The following is a 13,676-nucleotide window of genomic DNA, read 5'->3' as shown; positions in this document are numbered from 1 at the left end:
AGCTGCGGGCAGCGGGTTGCAGGGATACGGCGCCATACAGCCGACGGAACTGCAATTCCCCAGGGGCGCGGGGCTGTATCGATATGCGGCTCCGCCGCGTGGGCGCGACAAGCCCCCACCGGCCCGCACCAGCGGCACGACTGCCCGCAGGGCGATCTGCAGTCGGCGCGCCTGCGAGCTGCGAGCTGCGAGCATACGGCGCCATGCAGCCGACGGGACTGCAGTTTCCCTAGGGGCGCGGGGCTGTATCGATATGCGGCTCCGCCGCGTGGGCGCGACAAGCCCCCACCGACCCGCACCCATACACGCACCCGCACCCGCACCCATACCCGCACCTACGAATGCAAACGTTCCCCACAGTGCGGCCAAGGGCTGGACCCCCTCCGTACGTAGAGCTTCTTCGCCCGGTAGGTCTGTTCCTCAGCGGACGCCTCCTGGGGGCGTCCGCTGCCGCCGAGGCTGTGCCAGGTGTGGGTGTCGAACTGGTAGAGGCCGCCGTAGGTACCGGACGCGTCGACCGCGCCGGGGCGCCCCCCGGACTCGCAGGCGGCCAACGCGTGCCAGTTGAGGTCGTCCGCGCCGTGCACGGAACTCGGCCGGGGTTTCGTCCCCACCCGCACCACCTGCGCGCGCGGCCGGCGCACCACCTCGGAGTCCTCCGGGCGCGGCCTCTCCTGGACCCCGTTGACGGCGCGCAGGAAGTAGGTGACCCGTCGCAGTCCGGGCTCCCCCTGCTGGTCGACGACCTCGGTGCCCTTGAAGAGGGTGGGGTCCTGGGTGCGCCGGACCTGGAACGGGATCTCTTCCTCGCGGACCTCCCGGGTGCCGGTCACCCGCAGCACGGTCACCGTCTGCCCGTCGCGCGGGAAGCTGTCGAGCGGTACGGAGGTGGTGTCCTGGCCGTGCAGCGCAAGCCCGGCCTCCTCGATCGCCTCGCGGACGGTCGCCGCGTTGGTACGGACGGTGCGCGTGCGGCCGTCCGCCATGAACGTGACGGCCCGCTCGGTGCGCACGTCGAGCGCGAGCCCGGCGCGTCCGATGCTCCGCGAGCGTGACGCCGACAGATACGCGCCCTCGGCCCGCACCCCCAGTTCCCTGAGCGCCCCGTCCACCGTGTGCGCCGTCGTCCACACCTCACGCCGCTCACCGTCCAGCGTGAGCCGGACGGGGCGGCCGTAGCGCACGGCGACCTCGTCACCGGCGGCGAGGGCGGTGCCGGGACCGGGCGCGACCATGTCGTGGGCGCCCACGTGCACGCCCTCCTCGGCGAGCAGTTCGGTGACGTCGTCGGCGAAGGTGTGCAGGGTGCGGGGCTTGCCGTCGACGTTGAGCTCGACGGCTTTGTCCTTGGCGACGAAGGCGGTGGTGCCGCCGGCGAGGAACGCGACGACGAGCGCCTGGGGCAGCAGCCGGCGCATCGCGGATTCCGGGCGCTCCCCGAAGCGCCCCCTGCGCCGCCGCGCACCCCGCCCCCGCCCCTCCCCGAGAACCACCGTCTCCGGCGACTCCTCCCCTGGGATCTCCGCTTCGGGGACCTCCGCCCCAGGGCCGTTCGCCATCTGCCACTGCCACGTCCGCGGCGGCTCGGGGACCAGGTACGCCTCGGCCTCGTAGGCGGGCCGGTAGGTGTCCCCGTACCCGCCGAAGCCACCGTGGCCGTGAAAGTCCCGGCCGTAGGGTCCACGGCCGTCGGGTCCACGGCCGTCGGGTTCACGGCCGTAGGGGTCGTACGTCTCGTACTCGTACTCGTACTGCGGCTTGCTCACGCCGACACGCTCCAGGCGGCCAGAGGGGGTCCGGATCGGGCCACCAGAACCTAGCGGAGCGCCCGTCACTCTCCAAAGCGACGCGACTACGTACAGTTGCTTTTCGAACGGACGATCACCGACCGCTCAGCACCCCCTCGGCACCCCCTCAGTAGCCGAACGCGCGTGCCGTGTTGGCGCCCAGGGCACTCGCCAGCGCGTCCTCGTCGATGCCGCGCACCGCGGCCATCGCGCGCACGGTGACCGGGACGAGGTAGGGGGCGTTGGGCCGGCCGCGGTACGGCGCCGGCGTCAGGAAGGGCGCGTCGGTCTCCACGAGGACCAGTTCCAGCGGGGCGACCGCGAGGGCGTCGCGCAGATTCTGGGCGTTCTTGAAGGTGACGTTGCCGGCGAAGGACATGTAGTAGCCCTCGCGGGCGCAGATCTCGGCCATCGCGGCGTCGCCGGAGTAGCAGTGGAAGACGGTGCGCTCGGGGGCGCCCTCCTCCTTCAGGACGCGCAGCACGTCGGCGTGGGCGTCGCGGTCGTGGATGACCAGGGCCTTGCCGTGCCGCTTGGCGATCTCGATGTGGGCGCGGAAGGACCGCTCCTGGGCGTCCTTGCCCTCGGGGCCGGTGCGGAAGTGGTCGAGTCCGGTCTCGCCGACGCCCTTGACCTGCGGCAGCCCGGCCAGCCGGTCGATCTCGGCGAGCGCCTCGTCCAGCGCGGCGTCGCCGCCCGCCTCGCGCGCTCCCTGCCGGGACCAGCCGTCGGGGTCGCCGTGGACGATGCGGGGGGCCTCGTTGGGGTGCAGGGCGACGGCGGCGTGGACGTTCTCGAACGCCGCCGCGGTCTCGGCGGCCCACCGCGAGCCCTTGATGTCGCAGCCGACCTGGACGACGGTCGTCACGCCCACCGACGCGGCTTTCGCGAGAGCCTCCTCGACCGTGCCGGACTGCATGTCGAGGTGGGTGTGCGAATCGGCGACGGGTACCCCGAGGGGGGCCGGGAGCGGCGGTGCCGCGTGCTTGGCGTTCCTGTCGTCGTGAGCGGCGTTCGAAGGCATGCTCCGATCCTACGGAAGGCCCGTGGACGGACATACCGTCGAACGCCCGGTGCTCCGCTCAGCCGGCCTTGCGCTGGAAGGCGTGCAGGAGATCGGACAGATGCCAGTGGTGCGGCTCGTGGTGCTGCCCGTCGTGCCGTTCGTCGGCGCGCGGCGGTACGTCCACCGGGTGCGCCTGCGGCACGGTCGGGTGGTGCCGCTCGGCCGCGCCGCGCGCGGAGGACACCTGTCCCGCGCGCATGATCCGTACGACGTGGCCGTCACAGTTGAGGCATGCGGGCCGGCTCAGCGGGGACGGCACCACCCGGCCGTCGGCGACGTACCGGACGAACTCGTGCCCGTCGCCGTCGGTGTGGTGCTCTATCTCGTACGACTGCTCCCAGCCGTGCCCGCACCTCATGCACGCGAAGGCGTACGACTCGTGAACGACGGCTGTGGCCGTACCGCGCAGGCCGGTCTGTCCTGTGGTCTCACTCATGCCAGCTCCTCCCCTGGAAGGGGAACGGGTGCGTCTCTTCGACCAGTGGACGCCTTCGCCGGCGCGAACGCATCCGTCCTGTCGACTGTTGGACCCGTTTTGGACGTCCCTTGCCCGAACACCCCGCCGAAGGAACCAGCCCTTTGCCTTCACCCCCGCTCGTTTTGCCCCCGCATGGGTCACGCGCTCAGTCGAGAACACCCCTGCTCAGAGCGCATGTCGGCATGCGCCGGGGTACGCGCCCCCGAAGGGGCGCGGGGAACTGCGCGACCAGCCACACCCCGCCCGTACCCCGCAACGCGACCGCCCCCCGAACGGCGCACCCGCCTCACGCACCCACCTCATGCACCCGCCTCACGCACCCGCCTGCTTTGCCGCAACCACCGCATCGAAGACAACCCTCTTCGCGATCCCCGCCTCCACCGCCACCGCGGCAATCGCCTCCTTGCGCCGCTCCCCCGCCTCCTCGCGGACGCGAACCCGCCGCACCAGCTCCTGCGCGTCCAGCTCCTCGGGCCCCTTCTCGGGCGCCCCCTCGACCACCACGGTGATCTCCCCGCGCACCCCTTCCGCGGCCCAGCTCGCCAGCTCGGCGAGCGGCCCGCGCCGTACCTCCTCGTACGTCTTGGTCAGCTCCCGGCACACCGCGGCCCGCCGCTCGCCGCCGAAGACCTCGGCCATCGCGGCGAGTGTGTCGTCGAGCCGGTGCGGAGCCTCGAAGTAGACGAGCGTGCGCCGCTCGGCGGCGACCTCGCGCAGCCGGGACAGCCGTTCGCCCGCCTTGCGCGGCAGGAACCCCTCGAAGCAGAACCGGTCGACGGGCAGCCCGGACAGGGCGAGCGCGGTGAGCACGGCGGACGGGCCGGGGACGGCGGTGACCCGGACGTCCTTCTCGACGGCGGCGGCGACCAGCCGGTAACCGGGGTCGGAGACCGAGGGCATCCCGGCGTCCGTGACGAGCAGCACGCGCGCCCCGCCGAGCAGCTCCTCGACCAGTTCGGGCGTGCGGGCGGCCTCGTTGCCCTCGAAGTACGACACGACGCGGCCCTTCGGACTCACGCCGAGCGCCTGCGTGAGCCGGCGCAGCCGCCGCGTGTCCTCGGCGGCGACGACGTCGGCGCCGGCCAGCTCCTCGGCCAGCCGGGGCGGGGCGTCCGCGATGTCGCCGATGGGGGTACCTGCCAGGACAAGGGTTCCAGTCACGCCCCCATCCTCCCAGGGCCGCGGGGGCACGGGAAAACGACCGCTTCCGGACGGGACGGGCGGTGCACGGGACTCACACAGCACGGTTCCCTACGATGGCGCGGTGACCAGTACCGCGTCCTCCACGGACCTCCGGCAGGGCCAGGCACCACTCGATCGGCGACCGCCGTGGCAGCAGCGGCTGCGCCGATTCGGCTACGCGCCCGCGGCGGACGCCCCCGCGGGCGACGTACGCGACCGGCTGGTGCCGCCGTACGCCGAGCCGAGTCCGCGGCTGTGGCAGGTGCTGGGTGTGCCGCCGGTCCTGGCCGGGCGGATCGCGCGCTGGTCGGGCTGGATCGGTCCGCTGCTGGTGACGCTGCTGGCGGGCGTGCTGCGGTTCTGGAACCTGGGCAGCCCGCGGGCGGTGATATTCGACGAGACGTACTACGCGAAGGACGCGTGGGCGCTGGTCCACCGCGGTTTCGAGGTCAACTGGGACAAGAACGCCAACGACCTGGTGCTGCAGTCGCACGGGCATCTGGCCGTCCCGACGGACGCGGCGTACGTCGTGCACCCGCCGGTCGGCAAGTACGTCATCGGCCTCGGCGAGCTGATGTTCGGGTTCGACCCGTTCGGCTGGCGGTTCATGACGGCGCTGCTGGGGACGCTGTCCGTGCTGCTGCTGTGCCGGATCGGGCGCCGGATGTTCCGCTCGACGTTCCTCGGCTGTCTGGCGGGCACGCTGATGGCGGTGGACGGCCTGCACTTCGTGATGAGCCGGACCTCGCTGCTCGACGGCGTGCTGATGTTCTTCGTGCTCGCCGCGTTCGGCTGCCTGGTCCTGGACCGGGACTACGCGCGCGCCCGGCTCGCGGCCGCGTTGCCCGTCGGCGCGGACGGCCGGGTCCGCCCGGACGCGCAGACCACGGACAACTTCTTCCTCTACTGGCGCCCCTGGCGTCTGGCGGCCGCCGTGCTGCTGGGCCTCGCGATCGGCACCAAGTGGAACGGCCTGTACGTCCTGGTCGCGTTCTTCGTGATGACGGTGCTCTGGGACGTCGGCGCCCGCAAGGTGGCGGGCGGCCGGCACCCGTACCTCACGAGCCTGGTCGACGCGGTCGTCGCCCTCGCCATGGTCCCGGTGGTGATCGCCGTGTACGTGCTGTCCTGGCTCGGCTGGATCCTGTCCCCGGCGGACGGCACGGGCGGCTACTTCCGCGACTGGGCCGCGACCGACGGCAAGGGCGGTCACTGGACGTTCCTGCCGGACTGGCTGCGCAGCCTGTGGCACTACGAGCACGAGGTCTACAACTTCCACGTGCACCTGACGTCCCCGCACACCTACCAGTCCAACCCGTGGAGCTGGCTCGTGCTGGGCCGCCCGGTGTCGTACTTCTACGAGTCCCCCACCCCCGGCACGGACGGCTGCCCGGCGGACGCCACCGAGAAGTGCGCCCGCGAGGTGCTGGCCCTCGGTACGCCGCTGCTGTGGTGGGCGGGCTGCTTCGCGCTGCTGTACGTGCTGTGGCGCTGGGCGCTGCGGCGCGACTGGCGGGCCGGGGCGATCGCCTGCGGGATCGCGGCCGGCTATCTGCCCTGGTTCCTGTACCAGGAGCGGACGATCTTCCTCTTCTACGCGGTCGTCTTCCTGCCGTTCCTGTGCCTGGCGCTGGCGATGATGATCGGCGCGATCGTCGGCCCGCCGGGCTCCAGCGACACCCGCCGCGTGGTGGGCGCCTCGGCGGCGGGCGTGCTGGTCCTGCTGATCGCCTGGAACTTCATCTATTTCTGGCCGCTGTACACCGGAACCGCCATCCCCATCGACTCCTGGCGTTCACGGATGTGGTTGGACACCTGGGTCTGATCACAGTTTTGACAACACCCGGCAACTCCCGTCCCCGGAACGACCCGTAACCGCTTACATTGCTCCTTCGGCCCGCCTTTTGAACGTGTTCAGGAAAGGGGTGGGCTCAGGACGGGGGCACGGGGAGGGGAAGCGTCATGGCCAGGGGAGTCAAGGTCGCCGTGGTCGGCGGTGCGTGCGTGGTACTGGTGGGCGGGGCCGGGTGGGGGCTGTACAACATCGCGCACGCGCTCACGGGGGACGGGGAAACCGGGAGCGGGAGCGGGGGGCACCGCGCGGTGGAGACCGGGCCGCCCAGCGGCGCCGAGGTCACGGACACCGCGCGGCAGTTCTTCACCGCCTGGGAGAAGGGGGACGCGGCGCAGGCGGCCACGTACACGAACTACCCGGAGGCGGCCCAGGAGTTGCTGACGGCGTACAGCGGTGACGCGCACATCGGCCAGGTCCACATCACGCCCGGTGCGGCCACCGGCACGACCGTGCCTTTCACGGTCAAGGCAACGGTGTCGTACGACGGGAAGTCCCTGCCGCTGGACTACGACGGCGAGTTGACGGTCGTGCGCGGCAAGACCTCCTACCGGCCGCTGGTCGACTGGCAGCCCTCCGTGGTCCATCCGGAGCTGGAGCGGGGCGACACGCTGGCGACCGGCGAGTCGGCGGCGCCCGAGATCGAGGCCGTGGACCGTAACGGCGCGGTGCTGACGAAGGACAAGTACCCCTCGCTCGGCCCGGTCCTGGACGAGCTGCGCCAGCGGTACGGCGACGCGACCGGGGGCCGGCCCGGGGTGGAGCTGGTGATCCGGCACGCGGACACGGCGGACGGGGAGGGCCCGGCCGACACCACCCTGCTCACCCTCGCCAAGGGCAGGCCGGGCAAGCTGCGCACGACGCTCAGCGCGAGCGCGCAGGCGGCGGCCGAGGCGGCGGTGCGCAGGTACCCCGAGTCCTCCGTGGTGGCCGTCAAGCCCAGCACCGGCGAGATCCTGGCGGTCGCCAACCACCGCGACGACGGCTTCAACGCGGCCTTCCTCGGCGAGCTGGCCCCCGGATCGACGATGAAGATCGTCAGCGCCGCGACCCTCATCGACAACAACCTGACCACCGCGAACGGCCCGGCGCCCTGCCCGCCGTCGGCGGTCTGGCAGAGCCAGACCTTCCAGAACCTCAAGGGACTCCAGCCCGACGAGCACGCCACCCTCTCCGACAGCTTCGCCCGTTCCTGCAACACGGCGTTCGTGAAGTTCGCGGACGAGGTGAAGGTGGACTCCCTCACCCAGGAGGCCCAGGAGCGGTTCGGGCTCGGGCAGGACAACTGGAAGGTCGGGGTGCCCTCCTTCGACGGCCGGGTCCCCGCCTCCGGCGGCCCGGACACCGCGGCGAACCTGATCGGCCAGGGCCAGGTGCAGCTGAGCCCGCTGAACATGGCCTCGGTCACGGCGACCGCCATGACCGGCGCCTTCCGGCAGCCGGTGATCGTGCCGCTGTCCCTGGACGACCGGGAACCGGCACGTGCGCGCGGGCTGTCCCCGAGCACGGTCCAGCAGCTGCGCGCCATGATGAACCGCACCGCCCGCAGCGGCACCGCGGCGGGCGTGATGGCCGGCCTGGGCGGTGACATCGGCGCGAAGACCGGCTCGGCGGAGGTCGACGGGCAGGCCAAGTCCAACAGCTGGTTCACCGGTTACCGGGGCGATGTCGCCGCCGCCGCGATGGCCCAGGACGCCGGGCACGGCATCGACGCGGCCGGACCGATTGTCGCAAGCGTGCTACGGAGTGCGGGCTGAGGTCACCCGGCCAGGACGGGACTCTAGGGTGGGTCCCGTCGTTGAGGAGTGTGAGGGCTACGGGGACCCTGGGGAAAGCGCGGAGGAACTGAGGAAGTGGGCAAGAGAAGGCGTGTCGCCGAGCGACGGAAGACCAGCCCCGCCGTACTCGGCGGGGTGATCGCCGCGGTCGTCGCCGGCGCCGGGGTCGGCGCCTACGCGCTGTACGACGGCGGGGCGTCGGCCGAGGAGCGGACGTCCGCCCACAAGGAGATCCCGTCGGGCCCGCCGACCGCGGCCGAGGTGCGGACGGTGTCCGCGCGTTTCCTGACCGCCTGGCAGCAGGGCCGGATCGCCCAGGCGGCGGCCGTCACCGACGACCCGGCCGCCGCGACCGCCCTGCTCACCGCCGCCGCCAAGGACGCCCACCTCAAGGGCCTCACCCTCACCCCCAAGGCGGCCACCGGCGCCGCAGTGCCGTTCTCGGTGGCGGCGACGGTGTCCGACGAGAACCTCAGCAAGTCGCTGGCGTACGACAGTTCGCTGACCGTCGTGCGCCGCAAGAGCGACGGCAAGCCGCTGGTGAGCTGGCGGCCCGCCCTGGTCCAGCCGGACCTGAAGGACGGTGACACACTGGTCACCGGCGAGTCCGGCACCCCGCCGGTCAAGGCGCTGGACCGGGACGGCGGCGTGCTGACGGCCGAGGCGTACCCCTCGCTGGGCTCGGTCCTGGACGGCCTGCGCGAGAAGTTCGGCAAGACGGCGGGCGGCAAGGCCGGCATCGAGCTGCGGGTGGTGCGCGGCACGGCGTCCACGAAGGCGGGGCTGTCGGACAAGACGCTGGTGACGCTGAGCCAGGGCACGCCGGGCACGGTGCGCACCACACTGAACCCCCGGCTCCAGGAGCAGGCCGAGCAGCTGGTCGGCAGGAGCAAGCGCGCCTCCGTGGTGGTGATGCGGCCCTCGACCGGCGAGATCCTCGCGGTCGCCAACAGCGAGCACGGCTTCAACGTGGCCTTCCAGGGCTCTCTCGCGCCCGGGTCCACGATGAAGATCGTGACGTCGACGATGCTGTTCGAGAAGAAGCTCATCACGCCGGACGCCTCGCATCCGTGCCCCAAGACGTACAAGCTCGCCGGCTGGACGTTCCACAACGACGCCGACTCCGAGATCAAGAAGGGCACGTTCAAGCAGAGCTTCGGGGCCTCCTGCAACAACGCCTTCATCGACTTCGCGCCGAAGCTGTCGAACAGCGACCTGACGAAGGAGGCCCAGCAGGTCTACGGCCTCGGGATGAACAACTGGGCCATCGGGGTCCCCACCTTCGACGGCGCGATCCCGGTGCAGAGCGGCGCGCAGATGGGCGCCTCGCTGATCGGGCAGGGCGGGGTGCGCATGAACCCGCTGAACATGGCCTCGGTGGCGGCGACGGTGGAGTCGGGCACGTTCCGGCAGCCGTACCTGGTGTCCCCGGACGTGGACCACCGCACGCCGGCGAAGGCCGCGCGCGCGATGTCGTCGACGACGCAGGGCCAGCTCAAGGACGTCATGCGGTTCACGGCGGCGTACGGCACCGCGGCCAAGGCGATGGCGGGCCTGGGTCCGGACTACGGCGCGAAGACCGGCTCGGCCGAGGTCGACGGGCAGAAGAAGCCGAACGGCTGGTTCACCGCCTACCGGGGCGATCTCGCCGCCGCGGGCGTGGTCCAGGCGGGCGGCCACGGCGGCGACACGGCGGGACCGATCGTCGCGGCGCTGCTGAAGGCGGGGAGCTGATCAGTTCCCGACCGGCTCCTGATCCGTTCCTGATCCGCTCCCGACCAGCTCCTGATCAGTTCGTGATCAGTTCCTGATCGGCTCGGCCGTGTAGGTCCGCCGCAGGAACCTGACCAGCGCCTTCGCGTCGAACTGCACCACTTCCACGCCGCCCGGCGAGTGGAACTCCACGACGGCCTGGACGCGCCCGCACGGCCACACCCGGACGTCGCCGCTCTCGGCCGGTGCCCGCAGCCCCTTCTCCAGCAGCGCGCGCGAGAAGGTCCACTCGTGCGGTCCGGGCAGACCGAACCGGACCGAGCGGGGATCGTTGTCGGGGTCGTACCGCAGCACCACGGGTACGGCCCCGGGATCCTGGGTCTCCTCGTCCGTGACGATATGGGCGCGCGCGTACTGTTCGACTACAGACATCGGATCGCCCTCTCACGTTCAGTGACCTCTACGGAAGCCCCGCACTCACTTCTTCTCTAATGTCGCATATTTTCCGATTTACACACACTCAGAGATGAGACCGCCTCTCTCTTGCAAAGCCTTCGCAACAAGCCTCTAAAATCGTCGGGTGCATGTACCTGACGGATTCATCGACGCTCCTACCTCCGCTGTCACCGGAGTAATCGCCGCCGGCGCCCTCGCGGTGAGCCTGCGCGGCGCCCGCCGTGAACTTGGGGGCACCTCCCGCGCGAGCGAATTCGAGCGTGGGGGAGAAAAAACGGCCCCGCTCGCCGGTCTGGTCGCGGCGTTCATCTTCGCCGTGCAGATGCTGAACTTCCCGGTCGCGGCCGGAACGAGCGGCCACCTGCTCGGCGGGGCGCTCGCCGCGATCCTCGTCGGGCCGTACACAGGTGTGCTCTGTGTGTCGGTCGTCCTGCTCATGCAGGGCGTGCTGTTCGCCGACGGCGGGCTGACCGCGCTCGGCGTGAACATCACCGACATGGCGATCGTCACGACCGTGGTCTCCTACGCCGTCTTCCGCGGGCTGCTCGCCCTCCTGCCCAACGGCCGCCGCTCGGTCACCGTCGCCTCCTTCGTCGCCGCGCTGCTCTCCGTGCCGGCCGCCGCCGTCGCCTTCACCCTCATCTACGCGATCGGCGGCACCACCGACGTCTCCATCGGCAAGGTGGCGACCGCGATGATCGGGGTCCACGTCCTGATCGGCATCGGCGAGGCCGTGATCACCGCGCTCACCGTGGGCGCCGTCATCGCCGTACGCCCGGACCTGGTGCACGGGGCGCGCGGCCTCCAGCAGGGCCTGAAGCTGCGGGTGAACGGCGAGCTGGTGGACGCGCCCGCCGTGGCCGCGGCGCCCGTGGCGGCGCGCACCTCCCGGCGCACGCTGTGGATCACCGGTCTGGTCGCCTCCCTGGTGCTCGCCGGGTTCGTCAGCTTCTACGCCTCCGCCAGCCCCGACGGCCTGGAGAAGGTCGCGCACGACAAGGGCATCGACAAGAAGGCCGGGAAGCACGCCTCGGAGGACTCCCCGCTGGCCGGCTACGGCATACGGGACGTCTCCGACGCGCGGCTCTCCGGAGGCCTGGCCGGCGTGATCGGCGTCGGTGTCACGGTCGTGGCGGGCAGCGCGGTGTTCTGGGCCCTGCGCCGGCGCCGCGGCGCGGACGTCTCGCCCGCGAATCCGGGGCTCTGAGGTGGGGGCGGGTGGGGGTACCTCCCGCGCGAGCGAATTCGAGCGTGGGGGAGCGCACCGGCTCTACCGGCACGGGCACTCGGCCGTGCACGCACTGCCGCCGCACACCAAGCTGGCCGCCGTGTTCGCCTTCGTGGTGGTCGTCGTGTCGACCCCGCGCGAGGCGATGTGGGCGTTCGCGGCGTACGCCGTGCTGCTCGCCCTCGTCGCCCACCGTGCGCGCGTGCCCGCCGGATTCCTTCTCAAGCGGCTGCTGATCGAGGTGCCGTTCGTCGCGTTCGCGGTGCTCATGCCGTTCGTGGCGGAGGGCGAGCGGGTGCACGTGCTCGGGCTCTCGCTGAGCGTGAACGGGCTGTGGGGCGCCTGGAACGTGCTCGCCAAGGGCACCCTCGGTGTCGCCGCCTCCGTGCTGCTGGCCGCCACCACCGAGCTGCGCGAGCTGCTGCTCGGACTGCAGCGGCTGAAGCTGCCGCCGCTGCTCGTGCAGATCGCCTCCTTCATGATCCGCTACGGCGACGTCATCACCGACGAGATGCGCCGGATGCGGATCGCCCGTGAGTCCCGCGGCTTCGAGGCGCGGGGCGTACGGCACTGGGGCGTGCTCGCCAAGTCCGCCGGCGCCCTGTTCATCCGCTCCTACGAACGCGGGGAGCGCGTGCACCTGGCCATGGTGAGCCGCGGCTACGCCGGTTCGATGCCCGTCATCGACGAGGTGACCGCGTCCCGGGCGCAGTGGTCGTACGCCCTCGCCCTGCCCTGTGCCGCCCTCGTCGTCCGTCTGCTGGGATGGTTCCTGTGACCGATGTGAATGATGTGACCAATGGGGCTGATGGGGCTGATGGGGTCGATGCGGCCGATGTGACCGCGCCCGCCTCCCTTGAGGTCTCCGGCCTCGCCTTCGCCTACCCCGACGGCCATCAGGCCCTGTTCGGCGTGGACTTCTCGATCGCGCGCGGCGAACGGGTCGCCCTGCTCGGCCCGAACGGCGCCGGCAAGACCACCCTCGTACTGCACCTCAACGGCATCCTGGGCGGCGGCACCGGCACGGTGACCGTGGCCGGGCTGCCGGTCGGCAAGCGGCACATGGCCGAGATCCGGCAGAAGGTCGGCATCGTCTTCCAGGACCCCGACGACCAGCTGTTCATGCCGACCGTGCGCGAGGACGTCGCGTTCGGCCCGGCGGCGGCCGGGATCAAGGGGGCGGCGCTGGAGGAGCGGGTGCGCACCGCGCTGGAGCGGGTCGGCATGGCGGACTTCGCCGACCGCCCGCCGCACCACCTCTCCTTCGGCCAGCGCCGCCGGGTCGCCGTCGCGACGGTGCTCGCGATGGAGCCGGAGATCCTCGTCCTGGACGAGCCGTCCTCCAACCTCGACCCGGCCTCCCGGCGCGAACTGGCCGACATCCTGCGCTCGCTGGACGTCACGGTCCTCATGGTCACGCACGACCTGCCGTACGCCCTCGAACTGTGCCCGCGCTCGCTGATCCTCAGCGACGGGGTGATCGCGGCGGACGGCCCGACCGGCGAGCTGCTCTCCGACGACACCCTGATGCGCGCCCACCGGCTGGAGCTGCCGTTCGGCTTCGACCCGCGGTCCGTGACAATGGGCGCGTGACGTCTCAAGACGAGCGAGAAGAGCGGGAAGAGCGGGAAGAGAGCGGCGCCGCCGCCGGTTCGCTGCGGCTGGACGACCAGCTGTGCTTCGCGCTGTACGCCGCCCAGCGCGCCGTGACCGCCGCCTACCGTCCGCTCCTCGACGACCTGGGGCTCACCTACCCGCAGTACCTGGTGCTGCTGGTCCTGTGGGAGCGCGGCGAGACCAGCGTGAAGGAGCTGGCAGGTGCCCTGCGCCTGGACTACGGCACCGTCTCACCGCTGCTGAAGCGGCTGGAGGCTGCGGGCCTCGTACGCCGGGAGCGCGCGGCGGACGACGAGCGCTCGGTGCTCGTCACGTGCACCGGGCGCGGGGAGCGGCTGAAGGAGCGCGCGGCGCGGGTGCCGGGCGTCGTGCTCACCAGCTCGGGGCTGGAGGCGCAGGAGGTCGTACGGCTGCGCGAGGAGCTGTGGCGGCTCACCGAGCGCGCCGATGGTGCGGCGGCCGACCTCCGCTGATCCGATCCCCGTTGATGTAACGATCCTGCTGCGCTGATCCCGCCGA

General features: G+C 71.7%; 12 protein-coding genes. 7 read left to right on the top strand and 5 right to left on the bottom strand.

Features of this window, described 5'->3' with window-relative positions; genetic code table 11:
* Positions 1-335 precede the first annotated feature (335 nt).
* From ACGFYV_RS08860 to rsmI, 4 genes are all read right to left on the bottom strand, one after another.
* Positions 336-1,766: a ubiquitin-like domain-containing protein gene (locus ACGFYV_RS08860; protein ID WP_393877655.1), complete on the bottom strand. Its 1,431-nt coding sequence runs from the start codon at positions 1,764-1,766 to the stop codon at positions 336-338.
* A 148-nt stretch (positions 1,767-1,914) separates the two neighbouring features.
* On the bottom strand, positions 1,915-2,811 hold the full coding sequence (locus ACGFYV_RS08855) for a TatD family hydrolase (protein WP_393877654.1): 897 nt from the start codon (positions 2,809-2,811) through the stop codon (positions 1,915-1,917).
* A 58-nt stretch (positions 2,812-2,869) separates the two neighbouring features.
* The gene (locus ACGFYV_RS08850) at positions 2,870-3,289 is read right to left on the bottom strand and encodes a hypothetical protein (protein ID WP_393877653.1); all 420 of its coding nucleotides are present in this window, start codon (positions 3,287-3,289) and stop codon (positions 2,870-2,872) included.
* Positions 3,290-3,643: 354 nt separating this feature from the next.
* Positions 3,644-4,492, bottom strand: coding sequence for a 16S rRNA (cytidine(1402)-2'-O)-methyltransferase (gene rsmI / locus ACGFYV_RS08845; RefSeq protein WP_393877652.1), 849 nt, complete (start codon positions 4,490-4,492; stop codon positions 3,644-3,646).
* A 103-nt stretch (positions 4,493-4,595) separates the two neighbouring features.
* Between rsmI and ACGFYV_RS08840 the strand changes: the two genes are divergently transcribed.
* The 3 genes from ACGFYV_RS08840 to ACGFYV_RS08830 all read left to right on the top strand — a co-directional run bounded on the left by ACGFYV_RS08840 (position 4,596) and on the right by ACGFYV_RS08830 (position 9,877).
* On the top strand, positions 4,596-6,338 hold the full coding sequence (locus ACGFYV_RS08840; protein WP_393877651.1) for a dolichyl-phosphate-mannose--protein mannosyltransferase: 1,743 nt from the start codon (positions 4,596-4,598) through the stop codon (positions 6,336-6,338).
* Positions 6,339-6,475: 137 nt separating this feature from the next.
* On the top strand, positions 6,476-8,122 hold the full coding sequence (locus ACGFYV_RS08835) for a penicillin-binding transpeptidase domain-containing protein (protein WP_393877650.1): 1,647 nt from the start codon (positions 6,476-6,478) through the stop codon (positions 8,120-8,122).
* 96 nt (positions 8,123-8,218) lie between these two features.
* Positions 8,219-9,877 carry a penicillin-binding transpeptidase domain-containing protein gene (locus ACGFYV_RS08830; RefSeq protein ID WP_393877649.1) on the top strand — a complete coding sequence of 553 codons (1,659 nt, stop codon included), beginning with the start codon at positions 8,219-8,221 and terminating at the stop codon, positions 9,875-9,877.
* A 66-nt stretch (positions 9,878-9,943) separates the two neighbouring features.
* Here ACGFYV_RS08830 and ACGFYV_RS08825 read toward each other — a convergent pair whose 3' ends face one another.
* Positions 9,944-10,288: an SsgA family sporulation/cell division regulator gene (locus ACGFYV_RS08825; protein ID WP_393877648.1), complete on the bottom strand. Its 345-nt coding sequence runs from the start codon at positions 10,286-10,288 to the stop codon at positions 9,944-9,946.
* 148 nt (positions 10,289-10,436) lie between these two features.
* Here ACGFYV_RS08825 and ACGFYV_RS08820 point away from each other — a divergent pair, with 148 nt between their 5' ends.
* From ACGFYV_RS08820 to ACGFYV_RS08805, 4 genes are read left to right on the top strand one after another with little or no spacing between them, the layout of a single operon-like run.
* A complete protein-coding gene (locus ACGFYV_RS08820) occupies positions 10,437-11,519 on the top strand; it encodes an energy-coupling factor ABC transporter permease (RefSeq protein ID WP_393877647.1) in 1,083 nt (360 codons plus the stop codon).
* Between the two features lies 1 nt (position 11,520).
* A complete protein-coding gene (cbiQ, locus tag ACGFYV_RS08815) occupies positions 11,521-12,318 on the top strand; it encodes a cobalt ECF transporter T component CbiQ (protein ID WP_393877646.1) in 798 nt (265 codons plus the stop codon).
* A gap of 59 nt (positions 12,319-12,377) precedes the next feature.
* Positions 12,378-13,133, top strand: coding sequence for an energy-coupling factor ABC transporter ATP-binding protein (locus tag ACGFYV_RS08810; RefSeq protein WP_393877645.1), 756 nt, complete (start codon positions 12,378-12,380; stop codon positions 13,131-13,133).
* Positions 13,130-13,630, top strand: coding sequence for a MarR family winged helix-turn-helix transcriptional regulator (locus ACGFYV_RS08805; protein WP_393877644.1), 501 nt, complete (start codon positions 13,130-13,132; stop codon positions 13,628-13,630). Before ACGFYV_RS08810 ends, ACGFYV_RS08805 begins: the two co-directional genes overlap by 4 nt.
* Positions 13,631-13,676: the final 46 nt, after the last annotated feature.

This window comes from Streptomyces sp. NPDC048297 (assembly GCF_043201585.1).
Taxonomy (GTDB): Bacteria; Actinomycetota; Actinomycetes; order Streptomycetales; family Streptomycetaceae; genus Streptomyces.
The sequence above is the reverse complement of the archived record's forward strand: the minus strand, read 5'-3'. Positions and strand labels throughout refer to the sequence as shown.

Coding starts and splice junctions, on each gene's coding strand:
- ACGFYV_RS08855 (WP_393877654.1), bottom strand. CDS start 2,811: ATGCCTTCGAACGCCGCTCACGACGACAGGAACGCCAAGCACGCGGCA.
- ACGFYV_RS08850 (WP_393877653.1), bottom strand. CDS start 3,289: ATGAGTGAGACCACAGGACAGACCGGCCTGCGCGGTACGGCCACAGCC.
- ACGFYV_RS08835 (WP_393877650.1), top strand. CDS start 6,476: ATGGCCAGGGGAGTCAAGGTCGCCGTGGTCGGCGGTGCGTGCGTGGTA.
- ACGFYV_RS08825 (WP_393877648.1), bottom strand. CDS start 10,288: ATGTCTGTAGTCGAACAGTACGCGCGCGCCCATATCGTCACGGACGAG.